At 44.1% G+C, this 20,701-nt stretch carries 19 protein-coding genes; 11 read left to right on the forward strand and 8 right to left on the reverse strand.

The genetic code is table 11. The features are described 5' to 3' along the window. Positions 1–158 precede the first annotated feature (158 nt). On the forward strand, positions 159–1,343 hold the full coding sequence (locus MHN81_RS23000; protein ID WP_023400615.1) for a DUF3103 family protein: 1,185 nt from the start codon (positions 159–161) through the stop codon (positions 1,341–1,343). A gap of 158 nt (positions 1,344–1,501) precedes the next feature. On the opposite strand, the gene MHN81_RS23005 is transcribed toward MHN81_RS23000, so the two are convergent. After that, positions 1,502–3,139, reverse strand: a complete 1,638-nt coding sequence (locus MHN81_RS23005) for an endonuclease (protein ID WP_239426814.1) — start codon at positions 3,137–3,139, stop codon at positions 1,502–1,504. Positions 3,140–3,409: 270 nt separating this feature from the next. Here MHN81_RS23005 and MHN81_RS23010 point away from each other — a divergent pair, with 270 nt between their 5' ends. From MHN81_RS23010 to MHN81_RS23025, 4 genes are all read left to right on the forward strand, one after another. After that, positions 3,410–5,230, forward strand: a complete 1,821-nt coding sequence (locus MHN81_RS23010) for an assimilatory sulfite reductase (NADPH) flavoprotein subunit (protein WP_239426815.1) — start codon at positions 3,410–3,412, stop codon at positions 5,228–5,230. A 51-nt stretch (positions 5,231–5,281) separates the two neighbouring features. After that, a complete protein-coding gene (gene cysI, locus MHN81_RS23015) occupies positions 5,282–7,006 on the forward strand; it encodes an assimilatory sulfite reductase (NADPH) hemoprotein subunit (protein WP_239426816.1) in 1,725 nt (574 codons plus the stop codon). Between the two features lie 38 nt (positions 7,007–7,044). After that, positions 7,045–7,785: a phosphoadenylyl-sulfate reductase gene (locus tag MHN81_RS23020; RefSeq protein ID WP_239426817.1), complete on the forward strand. Its 741-nt coding sequence runs from the start codon at positions 7,045–7,047 to the stop codon at positions 7,783–7,785. A 187-nt stretch (positions 7,786–7,972) separates the two neighbouring features. After that, the gene (locus tag MHN81_RS23025; RefSeq protein WP_023400610.1) at positions 7,973–8,482 is read left to right on the forward strand and encodes a DUF4124 domain-containing protein; all 510 of its coding nucleotides are present in this window, start codon (positions 7,973–7,975) and stop codon (positions 8,480–8,482) included. A 44-nt stretch (positions 8,483–8,526) separates the two neighbouring features. On the opposite strand, the gene MHN81_RS23030 is transcribed toward MHN81_RS23025, so the two are convergent. The 3 genes from MHN81_RS23030 to MHN81_RS23040 are packed head-to-tail and all read right to left on the reverse strand — an operon-like array spanning position 8,527 to position 10,499. Next, the gene (locus tag MHN81_RS23030; RefSeq protein ID WP_239426818.1) at positions 8,527–9,630 is read right to left on the reverse strand and encodes an NAD(P)/FAD-dependent oxidoreductase; all 1,104 of its coding nucleotides are present in this window, start codon (positions 9,628–9,630) and stop codon (positions 8,527–8,529) included. A gap of 5 nt (positions 9,631–9,635) precedes the next feature. Next, positions 9,636–10,094 (reverse strand): PaaI family thioesterase, encoded by a 459-nt coding sequence (locus MHN81_RS23035; RefSeq protein ID WP_239426819.1) that lies wholly within the window; start codon positions 10,092–10,094, stop codon positions 9,636–9,638. 18 nt (positions 10,095–10,112) lie between these two features. Continuing rightward, the gene (locus MHN81_RS23040) at positions 10,113–10,499 is read right to left on the reverse strand and encodes an RNA-binding S4 domain-containing protein (protein WP_023400607.1); all 387 of its coding nucleotides are present in this window, start codon (positions 10,497–10,499) and stop codon (positions 10,113–10,115) included. A gap of 162 nt (positions 10,500–10,661) precedes the next feature. Here MHN81_RS23040 and MHN81_RS23045 point away from each other — a divergent pair, with 162 nt between their 5' ends. Next, a complete protein-coding gene (locus tag MHN81_RS23045) occupies positions 10,662–10,934 on the forward strand; it encodes a hypothetical protein (RefSeq protein WP_023400606.1) in 273 nt (90 codons plus the stop codon). An 82-nt stretch (positions 10,935–11,016) separates the two neighbouring features. Here MHN81_RS23045 and MHN81_RS23050 read toward each other — a convergent pair whose 3' ends face one another. Then, positions 11,017–12,006: an extracellular solute-binding protein gene (locus tag MHN81_RS23050; protein WP_023400605.1), complete on the reverse strand. Its 990-nt coding sequence runs from the start codon at positions 12,004–12,006 to the stop codon at positions 11,017–11,019. Positions 12,007–12,057: 51 nt separating this feature from the next. Here MHN81_RS23050 and MHN81_RS23055 point away from each other — a divergent pair, with 51 nt between their 5' ends. Continuing rightward, complete coding sequence (locus MHN81_RS23055) at positions 12,058–14,781, forward strand: EAL domain-containing protein (protein WP_239426820.1); 2,724 nt, start codon at positions 12,058–12,060, stop codon at positions 14,779–14,781. A gap of 68 nt (positions 14,782–14,849) precedes the next feature. Here the strand turns inward: MHN81_RS23055 and MHN81_RS23060 are convergent, their stop codons facing one another. Then, positions 14,850–15,512, reverse strand: a complete 663-nt coding sequence (locus tag MHN81_RS23060; RefSeq protein WP_023400603.1) for a DUF2959 domain-containing protein — start codon at positions 15,510–15,512, stop codon at positions 14,850–14,852. Between the two features lie 86 nt (positions 15,513–15,598). Between MHN81_RS23060 and MHN81_RS23065 the strand changes: the two genes are divergently transcribed. From MHN81_RS23065 to dtd, 3 genes are read left to right on the forward strand one after another with little or no spacing between them, the layout of a single operon-like run. After that, positions 15,599–16,471 (forward strand): virulence factor BrkB family protein, encoded by an 873-nt coding sequence (locus MHN81_RS23065; RefSeq protein WP_023400602.1) that lies wholly within the window; start codon positions 15,599–15,601, stop codon positions 16,469–16,471. A gap of 9 nt (positions 16,472–16,480) precedes the next feature. Next, positions 16,481–17,431: an alpha/beta fold hydrolase gene (locus tag MHN81_RS23070; protein WP_239426821.1), complete on the forward strand. Its 951-nt coding sequence runs from the start codon at positions 16,481–16,483 to the stop codon at positions 17,429–17,431. A 1-nt stretch (position 17,432) separates the two neighbouring features. After that, positions 17,433–17,870, forward strand: coding sequence for a D-aminoacyl-tRNA deacylase (gene dtd / locus MHN81_RS23075; RefSeq protein ID WP_023400600.1), 438 nt, complete (start codon positions 17,433–17,435; stop codon positions 17,868–17,870). Here the strand turns inward: dtd and MHN81_RS23080 are convergent. Then, positions 17,867–18,562: a fused MFS/spermidine synthase gene (locus tag MHN81_RS23080; protein ID WP_036976791.1), complete on the reverse strand. Its 696-nt coding sequence runs from the start codon at positions 18,560–18,562 to the stop codon at positions 17,867–17,869. The genes dtd and MHN81_RS23080 overlap by 4 nt on opposite strands. Before the next feature lie 163 nt (positions 18,563–18,725). Here MHN81_RS23080 and MHN81_RS23085 point away from each other — a divergent pair, with 163 nt between their 5' ends. Then, positions 18,726–19,619, forward strand: coding sequence for a bifunctional GNAT family N-acetyltransferase/hotdog fold thioesterase (locus MHN81_RS23085; protein WP_023400598.1), 894 nt, complete (start codon positions 18,726–18,728; stop codon positions 19,617–19,619). 52 nt (positions 19,620–19,671) lie between these two features. On the opposite strand, the gene MHN81_RS23090 is transcribed toward MHN81_RS23085, so the two are convergent. After that, positions 19,672–20,691, reverse strand: a complete 1,020-nt coding sequence (locus tag MHN81_RS23090) for a phospholipase A (protein ID WP_023400597.1) — start codon at positions 20,689–20,691, stop codon at positions 19,672–19,674. Positions 20,692–20,701: the final 10 nt, after the last annotated feature.

Consider the following 20,701-nt stretch of genomic DNA (forward strand, 5'->3'; position numbering starts at 1 on the left):
ATATATTTCATTGTGATAGTGAAAATCTGAAATTTTTTATGTTAATTCATTATTAATATCTTGATAAATTTAGTGTGCTGTTTTATCTTGGCTATGCGAATGAACACCGGTTTTATGGTTTTCATGCGTAAACACACGGATTATTTCAAGGATATGTTATGAACAAGTTACTAAAATTGGCGACGCTGACAGCCGCCATTTCACTCTTTAGCGGTCAAGCGAATGCGCAACCGGCAGAAGTAGACGGTAGTTTCAATACTTCACTGCAATCAATAGACAGGTTTAACCCTGCAAGTTTTCAAGTAACAGATATTAAACGCGTGGTTGCAAAAGCAGTTGCGCGTGATATTGCAGTTAATGAGCAAAGTTGGATTAAGCAACTAAACAGTTTTAATAAACTTAATTTAGCGCAAGCTACCTTGTCTTCAGATGCATCCACGCTGGGTGCGCAAGCGAGCCGATTGACACGTCAATTAAAAGGGCTAACAGAGCACAGCCAACAAGTCTATCAATTGCGTTTGGCCGACAGCTCAATGCTGGCCGCGTGGCAGCAAGGAGAGTCTCCATTGGTCGCATTTGCGCCAAAAGGGGAAGATACAGAATGGTTACATGTTGAGGCATTTGATCAATATGGTGAAGTGCACTTACTTGATGCACAGCAGATGCCCAAGCGCCCGGTATTAATCGTTGAATTAGATAAACAGATAGTGCATCGCGAAGGAATTGCCGTGATGCAAAAAACTTTTCGACAGCACAGCGCATTGGCTTTGACGAAGACTGATAACACATGGTCTACCATAGCTGAAACTCCTGCGAGTGCGGCTATTTCGACATCGGTGATTAATCGGATCCGGTTGAGTGATGACAAAGAGCCTTGGATCTCTGGGGCAGCTGAAGTCTATGCGGTTGTAAATGGGGTTAATCCGAGTCGAGATGAGCCAGCACTCGATGTGGTTGACCTGCCTTATTTAGATCATGATGGGCAAGACTATACACCTAACCAAATCCTAATTCATTGGGAGCGCTATCGCTGGCAAGCGGCCGATGTTTTATTTATGGAACATGATGACAATACTAACTATCAAGAGCTTGCATCAACCTTTTTAAGCATCGTCACACAGGCAATGAGATTAATTCCAGATCCCAACGTTCAGGGTTATGCCATCATTCCTCAGTTGACCAATGAATTGATAAAAGCGATGCCAAGCCATTGGTTTAGCAATGATGATGACTATGTAGATGTGTTTTATACACTGTTTGAAAATCGCAGGTACACAGACTTAATGGGTGCCAGTAACAACGCCAAAATGACTTTATCTCCCTTAACGATAGAGCCTAGGTAAGTGCACTTTTAAATCGCTGCGGTGGTGGAAGATCGAATCGATTTATCAGTTAGGAACACAGTTACCTTACCTACTTTAACACTCACGTAGACTCTGCGCTGAGTATGTTATGCGGCCCAATGGATTGGGCCGCTTTTTTCTATTTAACGACTCTTTAACTACCAAATTTGCTCGACAAACTCAGGGTGATCGACAAACGGGTTGCGATTACCTTGATATTCATAGGCAGCTTGGTTGCGAGCACGTTCAATGGCATCAACAGGGTCTTGTTGATGCCAGCGCTTAAGCATGGCTATTACCCAAGGCTCAAATACCAACCCTGAGGTGCCATTGAGCACATCGCTACCGTAGCTTGATTTGTTGTGCCACCCGGCAATGACATTTTCATACCGTGTTGCCATGTAGAAGTAAATGCGAGCAAAGTCACCTTTAAAGGCATCGATGGGTTCGAATACGGTACCGTTATAGTTAATCCCGGATGCACTGCCTAACTTACTGCCATTTGAAGAAGTGTAACTGGCGCTGCCAACTTCACCAAAGGGGAAGCTATTGCGTTTAGCATTAACAAAACCATCTGAGGCAACAATATGGTGTACATCTGAGTTCATTGGCTCGACCTTGCCGCCAAACCAGCTTTTAGGAAATGAATGTTCGCGATTGTAACAATCTCCCTCAGCTCGGTAGCTACCGCATTGACCACTGACTGCAACAAAGTTAATGGTATCTGCGCCACTTGGTTTCTCAGAATAACGATCCAGCACCGAGTTATCTTGCTCGAAATAGCGGTCGCGTTCATGTTGATCAATAAAAGACCACAGCGCCCCATAGCCTTGGTTGTTGTGGTTCTTTATGATTGCATGGAGTTCGGATTTAAGAGCAAGCCCCGTAAGCCCAGCTGCGGTGGCATAGTATCCTGTGGGGTCTTGGCCATTGCCACCATCGTTACCTAAAGTAAATTGTTTTTGCTCTCGAGCGGTGAATTGTCCACCTGAAGTTAATATTTGACCATTGTGGCTAAACTCATAGTGTCCATTGCCGTGTGAACAACAAATACCATCGCCGTAGCTATCTGAAATGGTAAAAGTGTAGGTATCGTCTGTTAAGCACAAGGTGTCCGAAACTGTCTGGTTATTACTGTATCCGCTGCCACTTTTGATGACTTGTCCTGCTTTGTTCTCCAACTGCCAGCTGGTTTCACTGCCATAATTGTCTGTCAGTAAACTAAAGGCGACTGTGTTGTGCTGACAACCTGTTGGTGGCGGGGGAGGCGGTGGGGGCGGATTGACGTCTGTGCCGGTAGAAAAGTTATCAACGTATACAACTTCGCTGCCATCAAATCCGGTAACATCATAAAATCGTAAACCGATTTCAATGTTTTTAGAGGTACTGGCCTTGTATTGGTAAGTCAGCTGTTGCCATTGCCCTGTTTGCTGTGCATTGGAATAGCTGTGATAACCATCAACATATATCCGTGACTTAACGCCCCCTTCGGTATGGTAAACCCAAGTGCTAAAGTCATAGGTTTGTCCTGCAACCACGGCAATACTTTGGCGTATATCCGTATTGCCCTGCGTTGGTGTGTTCACGGTAATAGCGGCGGCGCTTTGGCCGTGCTGTACTGGGGTGTTAACAGGTGATGTCGTGATCCCTGAATCAATGGTAGTCCAACTACTTGGGGTGTTTTGTTGCCATTGTTCAAAGCTACCATTGTCAACTTGTGTGTGGCCTGATGAGCTGTAAATACCTGCTAAAATCGCAATTTGTATATACGCCCGGTTTTTTATGTTTCGTTTCATTTTGTTCTCTTGTTATTTTGATCTAATAAATCACGGGCGCTAAAACTCCACACCCGTTATTAAAATGCTAATAAAAATTAGATCAAAAAATAAACATTTCTTTTAATCTGTTTTCGTTGGTGTTTTTTTCTTTTCATAACTAAAAGGAATAACAAAGCAGATACTGTTCTTTTTGTTAAGAGATAGGAACAGTATCCTGCATGCTATTAAATGACCTGCACACTAAAGTGCCAGAGCAAGTAAAACGAAATGGGTTACGGGGAATAGACAATGTTGTTAAGTCAACTGAGTGCTGCGGCAAGTCCGCTTTCACAAGAACAACTGCAAAAGTTACAGGGGTTAGTGGCAGAACTAAACCCAATTCAACAAGCTTGGGTGAGTGGTTACTTGGCTGCAAATGCCAATACTGCGGCGCTTGGTGGCGTGCTTGGTCAAGCAGCTGCGCCAGCGCAAGATGCTGCTCCATTGACTATTTTATATGGTTCGCAAACGGGCAATGCCAAAGGTGTTGCAGCGCAGCTTGAAGCACAAGCTAAGTCACGAGGCTTAGATGTCAAGCTAGTTAACATGGCGGACTATAAGTCTGGCAACTTAAAGAAAGAAAAATTTATTGCCGTTGCGGTATCGACATACGGTGAGGGTGAGCCGCCAGAAGATGCTGAAAATTTACATGAATTCTTAGTTGGTAAAAAAGCACCTAAGCTAGACGGTGTTAAAATTGCGGTATTAGGTTTAGGTGATTCAAGTTACGAGTTCTTCTGTCAAACAGCGATTGACTTTGAAGAGCGCTTACAGAAGCTCGGTGCCGAAAGTGTCGTTGCTCGCGCTGATTTAGATGTCGATTACGAAGAGCAGGCTGAAGCGTGGATCGCGTCAGCGCTAGATGCATTTGAGCCAGAGCTCAAAGCACAGCAAGCTGCAGGTGGTGCCACGAATGTTGTGAGTGCCCCTTTTGGCGCACCGCAAGCTGCACATAGCCAGTATACAAAGCAAAATCCATTCACTGCTGAAATTGCGACCGCTGTGAAGATCACAGGTCGTGATTCGACTAAAGATGTGCGCCATATCGAAATTGATCTAGAAGGTTCTGATATCAGCTATCAACCAGGTGATGCACTCGGGGTGTATTTCCTAAACGATGAAGTGCTGGTTGATGAAGTATTAAAAGCATTAAATATTGCACCAGAAAGTGAAGTTACGCTGGGCAATGACACCTTGAGTGTTCGCGATGCACTGATTGAAAAGCTCGAATTAACCCAGTCATACCCTGGGTTTGTAGAGAAGTATGCAACAGCCACTGGGAATGAGGACTTGGCGAAGCTAGTTGCAGACAAGGCGGCACTGCGTGAGTATTTGGAAGCGCGTCAGATATTTGATGTGATCAAACAAAATCCGAGCGAGATTGCAGCACAATCACTTGTAGAGTGTTGCCGTAAACAACAAGCGCGTTTGTACTCTATTGCATCGAGCCAATCAGAGGTAGAAGAAGAAGTTCACCTCACAGTGGGTTTGGTTGAATTTGACGCGTTTGGTGAGCAGCATTTTGGTGGTTGCTCTGGGTTCTTAGCGCATCGCGTTGAGGAAGGCACTAAGGTCAAAGTGTTCAGTGAGCACAATGACAACTTCCGTTTGCCAAGTGATGATAATACGCCTGTGATCATGGTTGGTCCAGGTACTGGTATCGCGCCATTCAGAGCGTTTTTACAAGAGCGTGATGCCCGTGAAGCTGAAGGGGATAACTGGTTATTCTTCGGTAACCCTCACTTTACACAAGACTTCTTATACCAAGTAGAAATTCAAGGGTATGTGAAGTCAGGATTGCTAAACCGAGTGGATTTAGCATTTAGCCGGGATCAGGCAGAAAAAATTTACGTTCAAGACCGCTTACGTGAAAAGGGCGAAGAAGTTTTTGCTTGGTTAGAAAAAGGTGCGCATTTCTATGTGTGTGGTGATGCTACACGCATGGCCAAAGATGTGCATCAGGCGCTGCTAGACATCGTTAAGACCTATGGTGGTAAAGATGATGAGCAGGCCGAGCAGTATTTGAAAGAGTTGCGTAGTGCTAACCGTTATCAAAAAGACGTCTATTAATAGGCGTCATCACGCACTTTTACCGTCACTGTATAGAATTTAGGAAAAACCATGAGCAATCAAGATTACAAGCCCAATAGTAAGCACGATCCTGCGGCTAAATTTGCTGACAACGAGCGTTTAAAAACAGAGAGTCAGCACCTGCGCGGTACCATTGAAACCGATTTAGGCGACCAGTTAACCGGTGGCTTTACCAAGGACAACTTCCAACTGATCCGTTTCCATGGCATGTACCAGCAGGATGACCGAGATATTCGTGCTGAGCGTACTAAGCAAAAGCTAGAGCCGCTGCACAACGTGATGTTACGTGCACGTATGCCAGGTGGTATCATTCAGCCAGATCAGTGGTTAGCCATTGATAAGTTTGCTGAGGAGAAAACCTCTTATGGCAGTATTCGTCTGACAACACGTCAAACATTCCAGTTCCATGGTGTATTAAAGCCGCATATCAAAGAAATGCACTTAACCTTGCATGATGTGGGTATCGATTCAATTGCAACAGCGGGTGACGTTAACCGAAATGTACTCTGTACAACAAACCCTGTTGAGTCAGAACTTCACCAAGAAGCGTATGAGTGGGCTGCGAAGATCTCTGAGCACTTACTACCAAAAACACGTGCCTATTTAGAAATTTGGCTAAATGGCGAACGTAAAGATTCAACGGAGTTAGAGCCTATTCTAGGTTCTACTTATCTACCGCGTAAGTTTAAAACCACAGTGACTATTCCACCGAATAACGAAGTGGACGTGCACGCCAATGACTTGAACTTTGTGGCTATTGCTGAAGAAGGCAAATTGGTCGGTTTCAATGTCCTTGTGGGTGGTGGTCTTGCAATGACTCACGGCGATGTAAATACTTATCCGCGCCGTGCTGATGATTTTGGTTTTATTCCTCTTGAGCATACATTGGCAGTAGCAGAACATGTGGTCAGTGTACAGCGTGATTGGGGTAACCGTGTAAATCGTAAAAACGCAAAAACTAAATATACATTAGATGCATTCGGTATTGATGCGTTTAAAGAAGAAGTTGAAAAGCGCGCAGGTGTGAAGTTTGAACAAAGTCGCCCATACGAATTTACTCACCGTGGCGATCGCTTCGGTTGGGTTGAAGGCATTGATGGTAAACATCACCTGACTTTATTTTTACAAAGTGGCCGCATTTTAGATTATCCGGGTAAACCTCTGAAAACGGGTTGCCGCAAAATTGCAGAGATCCACAAAGGCGATTTCCGCATGACTGCGAACCAAAACCTGATCATTGCTGGTGTTGCAGAAGAAGACAAAGCTGAGATTGAAAAAATTGCCCGTGAGCACGGCTTAATCGATGACTCACATACCGAGCAGCGCAAGAGTTCAATGGCATGTGTGGCACTGCCTACTTGTCCATTGGCGATGGCAGAAGCTGAGCGTTATTTACCTGAATTGGTAGAGAAAACGGAAGCGCTATTGGTAAAACACAGCATTCCAAATGATGACATCATCATGCGTGTTGTGGGTTGTCCAAACGGCTGTGGCCGTGCGATGTTGGCGGAAGTGGGCTTTGTTGGTAAAGGTCCTAGTAAATACAATGTATATCTTGGCGGTAACCGTGAAGGCACGCGTGTTCCTAAACTTTATCTAGAAAACGTCAGTGAAGATGTCTATCTACCTGCACTAGATGAGTTGATCGGTCAATGGGCTGGCGAGCGTCAAGAGCAAGAGTGCTTTGGTGATTTTGTGATCCGCAAAGGCATTGTTGCGGAAGTAAAAGTTTCAAAAACGGATTTCCACGCTTAATAACAAGGGCCCGATAGGGCCCCATAATAGGACAAGCTATGAGCGAATTTAAGCAAATATTAACCCTAGATAAAGCGACACAGCAGGCACTTCTTGCCGATGCGAATGGCGTGTTGGCACAAAAAAGTGTTGAAGAACGTGTTGCTTGGGCGCTTGAGAATCTGCCTGACACCCATATGCTGTCGTCAAGTTTTGGTATTCAAGCAGCGGTGATGCTGCACCTCGTATCACAGCAGAAAAATGATATTCCTGTGGTCTTAACTGACACCGGTTACCTATTTCCAGAAACTTACCAGTTTGTGGATGAACTAACTGAAAGGCTGAAGTTAAACCTTAAAATTTACCGCAGCGAATACAGCCCAGCCTGGCAAGAGGCTAAATTTGGCAAGCTTTGGGAGCAAGGCGAAGCGGGTATTAAACAGTACAATACTCTGAATAAAGTCGAGCCAATGACTAGAGCATTGAAAGAGCTGAATGTTGGTACTTGGTTTAGTGGCTTGCGTCGTCAACAGTCTTCATCACGCTCTGATAAGCAAATCTTGGAAATTAGCCGAGGCAGTGTAAAGGTTTATCCTATTATTGATTGGCACAACCGAGATGTTTATCAGTATTTGACGAAACATGACTTACCTTATCACCCGCTTTGGGAGCAAGGATATGTGTCTATGGGTGATGTGCATACGACACGTAAATTAGAGCCTGGCATGACAGAAGAAGAAACCCGCTTCTTTGGTCTTAACCGCGAATGTGGCTTGCATATTGACGGTGATGGCATCTAATTTTTGACTTGAGTCGCACACTTAGGTGGCGACTCAAAATCTTCCCTTTTTATCTATTTCCACCCTCTGTGTTTCTCTGTCATTTCATATCCTTTTTGTATTGATAATTTTCTGCCCAATTGTCAAACTGTACGCAATACCAAGCTATACTATAAGAGTGTGGCCTCAAGCAAAAAGGAGTGCCGAAATGAAATCTGCAAGTTATCTATTAATCATGATGATGCTGGTTGGATTGGCATCGCTTTTTATTATTAAACGCCCAGATGGTAAACCTTATCTTAGCGTCGATATGATCTTTGGCGAAGCTCAGCAGCAAGCAAATTCATTATTAGACAAATCAAAGCGTGAACTCAACAATGTTGTTGATTCTGCAAAAAGTGCCCTAGGTGATGAGACACAAAGTAAATCACAAGCGACCATATATAAATGGCAAGATGCCAAAGGTAATTGGCATTATTCAGACAGACCGAATAGTCGAGTAAATAGCCAAGTACACACCTTGGATCCGACTAAAATTACCATCATGGCTGCTGAAAATACAGACATACTCAAGGAAAAAGCTGAGCAAGGGGATCAGTTAGATGACAAAGGTAGTATGAATAGCATGAAGCCAAGCGAAGTGAAAAAGCTGGTCAAAGATGCGCAAAATGTCCAAAAACTGATGGATCAAAGAGCTAAACAACTTGATGATACATAACAGTGACAAATCAGCATAAAAAAGGCGACCTCGTGTCGCCTTTTTTATTCCGTAGGATCGAGCTGTTCTCTCACTAACTTAGCAATTGACAAGCTAGCAGTTAACCCAGGAGATTCTATGCCAAACAAATTGATCAGCCCTTTGATACCATGTTGTACTTCGCTATCGATGACAAAATCTTGTGGACCAACTGTTTGCAGCTTAGGACGTATCCCCGCGTAGTCGATATGTAGCTTGCTTTTGTCAACGCTTGGCCAATATCGCTGTATCGCTTGATAGAATGTTTCTAATGCACTGGAGTCTGTCGTGTAGTCTAGTGACTCGATAAACTGAGTATCTGGGCCAAAGCGCAGTTGACCCGCAAGATCGAGTGTGGCATGAATACCCAGCCCATGCTGTTGAGGCACAGGATAGATCAAATGTTTAAATGGATGTTTGCCTTGATAGCTAAAATATTGGCCACGGCAATAGTGAAGTGGTGGGATATGTGTATGGTTCAATCCGGAAATTTTAGCTGCATTGTGCTGAGCAAATAAGCCGCCTGCATTGATCAAGTTTGTACAACTTAGTTGAAAAATCTCGCCTTCACAGTTGAGATCGACAGTAAACCCTAGTGGTGTAGGGTGAGCGGCAACAAATTCAGTATTCGGCACATATTGGCCCTGACTGCGCTCAAGTTGCGCAATCAAAGAGAGCATCAATTGGTGACTATCTACTATGCCTGTGGAAGGCGAAAACAGGCCTTCTTGAGCGCGGACCTGTGGCGCTTTAGCCTGTAACTCTGCTTTACTGAGCCAATATAAGTCAGTGACTCCATTGTGTTTGGCTTGTTGAAATAGCGTCTCAAGTACCTGTGCTTCTTCAGCAGTTTGTGCCGTGATCACTTTACCTAATTGTGCAAAAGGCACACCGTACTCTTTACAGTGTTGATAAAGCATGGCTTTACCCTCAACGCAGTGCTGTGCTTTACCACTGTTACTCGGGTAGTAAATGCCGGCATGGATCACTTCACTATTACGGCTGCTGGTATGTTCGCCAAAGTGTGAGCCTTGCTCAATCACAATGACATCTCGGTTTTGGCTGAGTCTGGCCGCTGTCGCTAAACCGACAACACCTGCGCCAATCACGAGCGTATCGATATGTTCCATGGTATTTATTGACTCGACTTTTTATCTGGGCGCTCAATTACGGCCGCAGTCATTCTTGATATGCAACACAGCTCGCCTTTGGCATTGGTTATTTTAATCTCCCAAACCGAGGTGCGCTTGCCAAGGTGAAGTGGTTTGGCTGTTGCACTCAAAATACCGTTGCGCGATGCCTTGAGATGATTGGCATTGATCTCCTGACCAACACAGTAAAAGCGTTCAAAGTCGACGACAAAATTTGCCGCATAACTGGCAACGGTTTCCGCTAGCGCGACATTGGCACCTCCGTGAACCATACCGATCGGGTTGTGATGGTGTGGTGTTGCGGGCATAGTGGCAACGAGGTAATCATCGCCAATTTCGCTTATTTCTATGCCAAGTGTGGCCATCAATGAACCTTTGCCATGCATGCCTTTATCTAAGGATTGACAAAGTTCTTTGGTAACAGGCTTAAACCAAATGCTCATACACTATCTGCTCCTTGCCTAACCAAATGAAATTGGTCTACGGCCAGTTTTACTATCTACCGATGGTTGTTTTTTACGTTTTTTATTGGACGTTTTACTTTTTGTCGGTTTATTGGCCGTCGCCTTGGGTGCCGATGGGCGAGGTGCTTCTGGTGCTGGGCGCGGGTTGGGTTGTGCGTCCTCTGAAAGGGTTAATTTAAATACCTCACCGTCAAATTGCAGGGTATCACCAGAATATATTTTTTTACGCTTTTGTGTGCAAAGCTCGTCATTCACAGCCACATACCCTAGTGTAATTAGCTGCTTAGCTTGTCCGCCCGTTTCTGCGAAATCGAGCACTTTAAGCAGGTTACACAGCTCTATCGGCTCTTCTTCCAGTTCAATTTCAATGTATTCTTGATTCATATCACAACTCTCAATGCGACTTTGCGACAGTATACCGCGCAGTTAAGATGAATGACGAAACTTTTTCGTGATTGTGGTGGTCTTTAATGTAAATGCAGCATTTGGTGTGTATTTTGCTTGCAGTTTGATTGATTCCATTATGACAACACAGGGAGATCGACTATGGGTATTCGCTCTGCTTTAAAAAAAGAGCTAATGAACTTAGACGCACTAGGTTTGATGACCGCAGATGATGTGCGCGCTTACCTGAACGTCCACCTTAAAATTGCGCGCGATAAACTTTCGCTGATCTCGCGTTTTAACACGCATCACAGCCAAGTTCAGGCGGGTTTACCCAGCACTGAAAAAGCATTGAAATTTGAGCGGCATAGACTATTTAAGGACGTCGTTTATCCCAAAGCTGCTGTGCAAAAGTGGCTCTCTCAAGCCAGTTAACACAGTTCTAGCCTGTTCTAATAAGTGCACTATAGTAGGACGCTAGGTGCACCACTTTTGTAAATTATCGCAATAATTTTAGTTACAAAGACAAAATGTCATGGGCTTTTTGCGTGTACTCCAAGCTTAAATTGATGTTTTCTAGCGCTGGTTTAAAAGGCAGTTGATAGCCATCAATAGCCACTACTGGAAATTCGTTGAGTAATTGTGCATACATTTTTTGTGTTTGTGGCTGCAATAGAAAATCAATGAAAGCGAGGGCATTCTTTTTGTTTGGTGCATGTTTAGCGATAGCGGCTGTGGTGGTTGAAACAGGCGTCTGCCCGTTGGCCATTTGCAAAAAGTGCATTGCAAGTTGCGAAGCGAGTTTGACATCTTGTTTGTTGTTTGACTGTTTCATCATGTGCCAGTAGTAGTGATTGGCTAAAGCATAATGACACTGGCCTTTAGCGAGTGCACGCAACTGATCTCTGTCGCCACCTGAAGGACGTTTAGCCAAGAGTTGATTGGCGGTTGTCATCCATTGAGTATCTTGTAGGTTTTTGCCTGATAACAGACTTGCGAAGAGCGTTTTATTGTAGCTATGGCGCCAGTCTCTGACACAAAATTTGCCTTGCACTTGATGCGCACTAAATTGAGCGAATTGAGTTGGCACAAATGTGGTTTTATGACTTTGACTATCTTCACGAGTAAATAATGCTCGAGTGCGCATAGACAGGCTTATCCAACGTTGATTGGGATCCTTAAATACACTGGGTAATACCGACCAGCCCTTTAATTCTGTCATGGGTTGTAACAGATCTCGATGGGCACTCAGTTGGGCTAAATCAGAGCTTAATATGACATCTGCTCGAGAGTCAGTTCCATCAGCTTTGAGCCGTGACAGCAGGAAAGTTGATTTACCGTTGACGAGGTTGACCTTTACACCACTGTGTTGCTCAAAAGCTTGTAGCATAGGTTTGATAAGTTCATATTTGCGAAATGAATAGACGTTTAATTCATCGTCACTGGCTAAAACTTGGGTACTTAGTAGCAGAATCGGGTAAAAACAACAAAGTTTACTTTTAATCATCGCAAATAAGAATTATTATCAAGTAGTGCAATGGTACAGTGTTATGAGCGGATGTCTAGAGTAAAAAAGTGGGAAAAATTCTTTCAGTCATCGATTAAGTTCGGTGGTTGGATATACAGCGTATACTTGTGTGCTATCTGTTATATGGCCGTGGTTTTTCACGATCATTACACACAGCGTGGCCATCATCAACTCGAACAACAAGTTGCGCAATACCAATCTAGAATGAGTGAGCAGTTGCAGCGTTTCGCCCATTTACTCTATTCGATAGAGGCGTATTTGCGGGCAACGCCTGAAATCACCCCAGAGCAATTTTATCACCTTGCACAATCTCAATTGGCGGGATTAGACCTTGAACTGAGTTTGGAGTCCTATGTCATCATTGATGGCTCTCAGGTAAAGGCGTTGGAACGCCAGTATCGCGATTTGGGCTTTTTTGATTTTACTGTGCATTTACCCGAGACTGAAAGTAAACAGTATTTGACAACAGTTAAGGCGGCACCAGTATCGGAGTTTGGTCATTTGCTCGGCAGCTCGGTTGCGATTTCAGCGGCTTCTTCTGGGCGATTGCAAAAAAGCGAACTACAAGCCATTAACTGGCCGCATTCTCATCGTTGGAGTGTGGTAATTGAGCAATTTCAAAGAGATGGCGTTGTAAAGGCATTGGGTATTGGTTTCCAGTTACAACATTTGTTAGAAGGGCTGTTTAGTCAATTCTATCAAGATAATGCTCATCAAGTACGGGTGCTATCTGAACGTCAGCTGTTATTTACTTCGGATTGGCAAAGTAGCTATGGGCTAGCTGAAATACAGCCCGGAATTGTTGAAACCATGGACTTCTTTGGGCAACCAATTGCCATCCATCTGTATACACAAGAGCAACTGACACCTTCGTTACTGAATAATTACACCTTGATCATTATGATGGTGGTAGTGATTGCAGCGGCACTTGGGTTAATGGTGCTATTTCAAGTACGGTATCTATCTAGACAACATCAAACTATCAACACCATAGTGGAAGAGCGAACCGCCAGTTTGGCACAGGCCAATCAACAGCTGCAGCATGCTTCAAATAAGCGTTTGTCATCACTACAGCAGCAAATTGTTGCAGAAAGAAAATATAAAAGCCTGTTTGTGAATAGCAGTGAAGGCTTATTTGTGTTGGACAAACAAGGTGTACTGGTTGATGCAAACCCGGCATTTAAAACCCTACTGATTGGTGAAGGCCAACGACTTAATTCTTTGAAGCTCAGTGATCTTATGCTGGAGGGAGAGTTTGCTGCCAAGTGGCGCAACATGGTGATGACATTCGAACAACATGAGGAATTAGAGTGGTTGGCGGGATCAGAGCGATGCAACGGTGTTTGGCTGCGACAAACCGGCTCTTGGATCTGTCATAGTCACGACACCATTTATGAAGGAAGAGTAACGGATATTACGCAGATCAAGCTATTCAATGAACAACTTAAATACAAAGCACAGCATGATAGTTTAACAGATCTGCTCAATAGACAAACATTCTTGCAGCTAGTTGAAACGAGCCGGCAGGGTGATTCAGGCCATTATATTCTGCTGTACATCGATTTAGACCGTTTTAAGCTGATCAATGACACATTAGGTCATCTTGCTGGTGATACGTTACTGGTCGAATTTGCCATGCGCATGCGAGAACTGGTGGGCAGCTTTGCAGATATAGCGCGGTTAGGTGGCGATGAGTTTGCCATACTTTTTGAACAGGCATCGCTTAGCGGGCCATTGGAGCTATTACTAGAAGATATTTTAGTTGCGATCCGTGAGCCATTTAACTATCAAGGGGCCAAACATTCAGTGAGTGGCAGTGTTGGAGTCAGACGTTTTACAGCACCCTGTCACAACTATGAGGCGGAAAGGTTGTTACATGATGCTGATGTGGCCATGTATGAAGCAAAAAAACGCGGAAAAAATGACTATCACATTTTTACCTCTGCAATAGCAAGTGAGGCTTCACGCCGGCTATTAATAGAGAGAGAGCTGCAAACGCTCGATATGGATAAGGAGCTATCACTGCGCTTTCAACCGATATATTGCCAGCTAGGCGAGACCATTATTGGTTTTGAGGCGCTGCTGAGGTGGCATAGTCCGAAGTTGGGTATTGTGAGTCCGGCTGAATTCATCCCTATCGCGGAAGAGTGTGCGCAAATAGTCAAACTAGGTCGCTGGGTTTTCCAGCACGCGATGCAATGTGCGCAACGTTTTCCAAACCGGCATATTTTTATGAGTGTTAATGTGTCGCCTTTGCAATTGCAGCACAAGGGATTTATGCATTGGTTGGTCGGGCAGTTTGAAGCAACGGGGTTGAATGCATCGCAGTTTAAGATTGAATTGACTGAATCGGCGATGATGACGCAAGAAAACAGCTTAATCGCACCGCTACAAAAATTGGATAGTATGGGGTTTGGTATTTATATCGACGACTTCGGGACGGGCTATAGTAGCCTATCTCGACTGAATATACTGCCAGTTGATGGCTTAAAAATTGATCGTGCGTTTATTGATGGCATCGAAAAAGCGGGTAACCCTAGGCAATTGATTGAAGCCATCTGTGCGATTGCAAAAAGCTTCAATTTAACTGTGACCGCAGAGGGTATAGAGCAACCAGCGCAGCTAGCTGTTCTATCTACACTGTATTGTCAGCAAACTCAGGGGTACTTGATGAGCAGACCATTGCTCGAAGACGATGCACTGTATTTGTTACATCAAAATATGCAAAAGCATATTACAGAGCATGCCAGCTGAAACTCAGCCGTCAGTGTTTCAGCGTGCTTTGAGTACCGCACTAAATATGCTTAGTGCGGATACAAAAACTAGCCTTTGTTCATTTGCTCAATAAAGTTGGTTGAGTCAGCTATCGAGCGATTCATATCGGTGATTAAACTCTGTATGTCACGTTTTAAGCTGCTAAATTCGCCTTTGATGGCTGCGATAGCCTGTGCATTTAGGTTGTGCTTAAGATATAAGACGTTGTCTTTCATAGAGTCTAAGACCGGTTGCATCTTTGCCTCGCTTTTACGCATTGAACGTAGCAGCCTATTATATTGCTGTTGGGTCTGGATCAGTGTTTTTTCACTGCTGCGTTTAAGCTTTGGATTAGTAAATTGGTCTAGCTCTGTTTGCCACTCTTCGAAGAGTGCATCGGCAACGGATTCTACTTTGTTGATGTTATCACTCACAGATTCGGCTGCTTTGAGACTTGCTTCATAATCGCTATTCAATTGCTCGTAAACGTTTTTCAGCTCGCCCCCGTCGAAATCGATAAGCACAGACAAGCGCTCTAACGCATTTTGAAACTCTTGTTGAGAAGCTTGTTGAGATGCTTGGGTATCCTCGACGCGATCTACCAAGATATCACGTTTGTGTACGCCGACTTGCTCCCATGCAGAATAGTAAGCATTTTGTGCGCTTTTACAGCCACCAAGGATGACACAAGCGACAATTAAAACATAAACTTTTAGGTATTTTAGAGGCATACTTTATCCTTTTACTTTAAATGGCTACTTTAAATTATGAAGTGGATTGGTAAGATGTGCAAAGCAATCATTATGTATGAATTATTATGAAACAGCATTGGCCACAATTAAAAGTTCGCGCGAAAGCGGTGTTAGATGCACAGCCAAGTTGGTGGCGGCGCTTTTTTGAGCGCTGTAAAGAGGACCAGTTAACCATCAATGCAGGGTATCTAGCCTATGTAACTTTACTATCTTTAGTCCCGCTCATTGCTGTTGGCGTTGCTATATTCACGGCCTTTCCCGGGTTTGAAAATACGCGTTTGGCGATAGAAAACTTCATCTTTAATAATTTTGTTCCCACTTCAACAGACACGATTAAAGCACATATCAGTGCTTTTGCTGGCAATGCCAACCAAATGACCGCAGTGGGGATCAGTTTTTTAGCGGCGGTTGCGTTACTGCTGATCCGCAATGTAGATAGCGCCTTGAATCGAATTTGGCGAGTCGAAAGCAAACGACCCTTGATGATTTCCTTCGCAATTTACTGGATGGTTTTAACTTTAGGTCCGGTGCTGCTGGGCGCAAGTATCGGTGTGACCTCCTATATTGTGTCTTTGGTATCATTTGCCGATCAGGGGATCCCTGGGTTTAGCGGTTTGTTGTTGAAGTTACTTCCCTATGTAATTTCTATGGCAGGCTTCATTATGCTCTATACTTTAGTTCCAAATACACGTGTGTCGTTCAAAGCCGCGATACCGGGCGCGTTGTTTGCTGCTTTTTTATTTGAGCTGACGAAAAGAGGGTTTGCGATGTATATCAGCCACTTTCCGTCCTATGAGGTCATATACGGTGCGTTGGCAACTATCCCAATTTTATTTGTTTGGGTGTATTTATCATGGATGGTAGTGTTATTAGGCGCTGAGTTTACAGCTTGTTTAGCCGAACACCATAAAGAGGAGAATGACACACCTCAACAATGAGGTAAGTCCATGACCTTACTGTATCAGCCTACGGATCCGCTGCGCAGTTTTCACCTACCAGTTTCCCATGGCCATCAATTGCATATTGAGGAGTATGGAAACCCAGCTGGTATACCTGTGTTGATATTGCATGGTGGCCCCGGTATGGGGCTGCAAAAGATGGCACAGAGCTATTTTAACCCCCAGCGCTATCGCATTATTTTGTATAGCCAAAGGGGCTGTGGCAACTCCTCTCCGCAATCGCTTGAATACAATCACACGGCGTTACTCATCGAAGACATTATTGCGCTGTTGAATTATTTGGATATTCCTCGTTGTGTAATAGCGGGAGGCTCTTGGGGAGCGACGTTGGCGGTTTTGTTTGCGCAGCAATACAAAGAGCGTGTCTCTGGGCTGATCATTTGGGCGAGCTTTTTTGCGACGAATTCAGATCTCGCTTGGTTATATGGCGCTACGGGGGCTGGAGCACAGTTCTACCCAGAGCGTTTTGTCCAGTTTTCACAACATTTGACGGCGCATCAGCAAATTTTATCTTTATATCATGAACAGCTATTTGGCGAAGATGAGTTACAGCAGCATAAAGCGGCACAATTGTGGCACGACTGGGAAACTCAGTTAAGTGTTGATACTCAGTTGCATAGATATCAACTACCTTGTAGCGCACATTTGGTTTCGCAGGCGAAACTGATGGTGCACTACATGTCGAACCATTGCTTTTTGGAAGAGGAAACACTGTTTAACAATGCGGGTATTTTGCAGTCGCTACCAATATGGATGATTCACAGCAGGCACGATTTAGTTTGTCGGTTTGCACCTGCGCAAAGGTTCGCGGAGTTAGTGCAAGCTAGGCTACTTATTTTAGAAGGCGTTGGGCACTGTACGTCAAATCAAGTATATTCGGAGGCTATTCGCAGAGCGGCAGATTTACTGCTGTGCAAAATAGATAAAAACAGAGGTTAAAGTGCAAGGATTAATTCAAAGAGTCAAGTTTGCCAAAGTGGAAGTCGGTGGCGAAGTGGTAGGTGAAATTCAGCAAGGTATTTTGGTATTGCTCGGAGTTGAAAAACTTGATGATGAGCAAAAGGCCGATAAGTTACTGCACAAAGTGAGTAATTATCGCATTTTTACCGATGAAGCGGGGAAAATGAATTTGAGTTTGAGAGACATAGGGGGTGAGCTACTGGTGGTTTCTCAATTTACATTGGCGGCGGATACCAAAAAAGGGATGCGTCCTAGTTTCTCTTCTGCGGGCACACCAGAGCAGGCACAGCAGCTTTACGAATACTTTGTTTCTCAAGCACGAGAGTCAGGTATTACAGTCGCGACAGGTCAATTCGGCGCCGATATGCAGGTCAGTTTATGTAACGATGGCCCAGTGACTTTTAACCTGTCTGTTTAGCGCTCTATTGCAATAATATGATTTGCATAGCCGGGTACTTGATGTATATACGGCTTTTTGCCAAAATTAATGATCAGCAGATGCTCTAGCTGTTTCAATTGTGACTCATGCTCTGCAATAAAGTTGATAAATAGCACGCCCTGTTCCGTTAATGCATTGCGTAGCAGGGTGTAAAATTTGTGCTGATACAAAAAGCGTGGCGCATCTAGCTCGCTAAATAAGTCCAAGATTATCCAATCAAATGGCTGAGCATTATCCAGCTCTAATACCTTGTACGCGTCATTGCAGTTGACTTCACTGATATGATCTCCACCGAAATAACGTTTGTAGCAGTGGATGATATCAGGGTTATTTTCTACAGAGATCACTTGGCAATCTTGATGGACGCTATGCAAATAATCACGGATCGCACCGCCTCCGAGTCCTAATTCAAGTACTCGTTGTGGGGCAGGGTATTTTTGCCATAGGTCATCCAACACTTGCAAATGAGGAAAAAGCAAGTGCTCTGGGTGATTCAGTTCAACGATTGACTGTAACGTATTATTTATCAATAGCCAACGGAGCGATTTTTCTTGTCTAACTTGTATGCTCGTCTTACCGTGCTTATGCCAATATAACAAGTGACCAAGCTGGTGGCTTTGGGCTACAAAATCGTTGCTGACGGTTCCTGATTCAGTCAAAAAATCTTGCATAGTTCCATCAGCATAGACAAGGATTGAGGTAATTCCACTGTGTTTAGATGATTTTACACAATTAGTCGATGATTTTACCTTGAACATTTCCTGTTCATTATTTTTCTTGTAAGGTAGAACACAAAAATAGCACACACATGAGTGTGCATGAAAAGGAGTAAATATGTTTCCAGTCATTTCGCCACAAAGTAGCCAAGATTGGCAAGATTATTATCAATTACGCTGGCAAGTACTCAGAGCACCGTGGGATCAACCGAGGGGATCAGAGCAAGATGATTTAGAACAAGATGCAGAGCACCGATACATTAAAAATAATGAAGGTGAAGTCCTGGCGGTAGCGCGTTTGCACTTTAACAATCATCTTCAAGCTCAGGTGCGTTATATGGCCGTTGCTGAAGGGCACCGAGGGCAGCATTTAGGTAGCCGACTGCTTCATGAACTGGAAAAAATCGCCTGGACACAGGACGCACAAGAGTTGGTACTCTTTGCGCGAGAACGCGCACTGGCATTTTACGAGCGCCACGGTTATGAGGTGGTAGAAAAAGCCCATCTAGCGTACGGAGATGTACAACATTGGAAAATGGTTAAGCAAAAACCTTCAGAACCGGGTTGGTTTAGACATCCAGATTGGACGCAAGTTCTGCAAGACACATGGCGCGAGTCAATTCCGATCAGTGATGCTATGGGTATCAAGGTTGAAAGTTATACCGATTGGCAGTTTTCTACTAAGGCGGATTTAAAAGCCAACTTGAATTTACACAATTCAATGTTTGCAGGCTCTGTGTATAGCATGGCAACTTTGACAGGGTGGGGGGCGACTTATTTAGCACTTAAAGAGCTCAATTTAGAAGGGGATATTGTACTGGCGGATGCCGAGATTAAATATCTCAAGCCATTAACGACAGCGCCTGGTGCAACGGTAACTCTGTCAGAGTGTAGCGGTGAGCTAAGCGAACTCGAAACACAAGGCAAAGCGAAATACACGGTCCCAGTCAACGTCTACGATGGTGATGTCTTGGTGGCTAAGTTCTGCGGTATCTTTTTCGTTAAACGTTAACTCGTTGTATGCCAATTATCCGGCCAAATATAATTCGGCCGGATAGCAAACTTTACAGTAAATCAGTGATGGCAATACCGAGCCCAAGTCGCTGAATATGGGCATTGTAATCTATTAAGCTCTCACCGTAGCCGTTAAAGTACTGCGCGTAGCCGCGCACTCTTCCGGTAATTGGAAATGACCAGTCTAGTTGTACGGCACCGCGGTTATCGCCGCCCGCATTGTTGCGTAACATCATGCCTACCTCGTGGTCGTTGTTGAAACGGTATGCGCCACTGAGCTCAAAATACCCCATGTATTTGTGAATATCTGGGTTATCATCACCTTTTGCCGCATTGGTATCTGGTTTTTCATCTTCAGGCAGGCGATACCAAGGTTTAAAGCTAAATACAAAGCCATTGTATTCCCAAATAAAATTGGCATAAATACGATTCCAAGAGCGGGAGTTTGGTTGACTTCTGCCGTTGGACTGATGGGAGATACCCAATACAAAGGCCATTTCATCGCCCCAAAGCACATTTTCATCATCTAAAAAGTTGACCCAAAAAATTTCGGGTTCATAGTTTGTTTCTCTAAAGGGTGATGAAATATCTTTGTTATACACCTGCCAATAAGACTGCAAAGTCACGCCCATGTATATCGCTTGGTCTTTGTCTTCAAAATCATGATAGATGGGAAGCTTCAATGAGATTTGATATTTTGCTTCCACATTGTCTAGTGGTTCACCATCTTTCTCAGTTTTATCCATAAAGCCATCAAACGGACGATTGTTTGGGTTCTTGATATAAGAAACTGGCAAGATGTAATTGCGGTGATGCGGTGTCAAAACATTGCGATTTTCTTCTGTGACGCGCTCCCTTGCCATACGTTTATCTAGTTGGCTTAAAGCTCCTATTTGCTGCTCACAATATTGGCGCACTTGTTTCACGGTTCGAGTGTCATCGCCTGAAATTGATTGATTCAAAATACATTGATTGAGCGCTGAAATTTCGTCTTTAGAGGGACTTTTCGCAACTGCATGTTGTGCAGGTAAAGCAAAGAGCAGTGCCAAAGTAAGCTTGTTAAAATCCATATTTAATTCC

The organism is Pseudoalteromonas sp. Of7M-16, from assembly GCF_022347805.1.
Taxonomy (GTDB): domain Bacteria; phylum Pseudomonadota; class Gammaproteobacteria; order Enterobacterales; family Alteromonadaceae; genus Pseudoalteromonas; species Pseudoalteromonas luteoviolacea_F.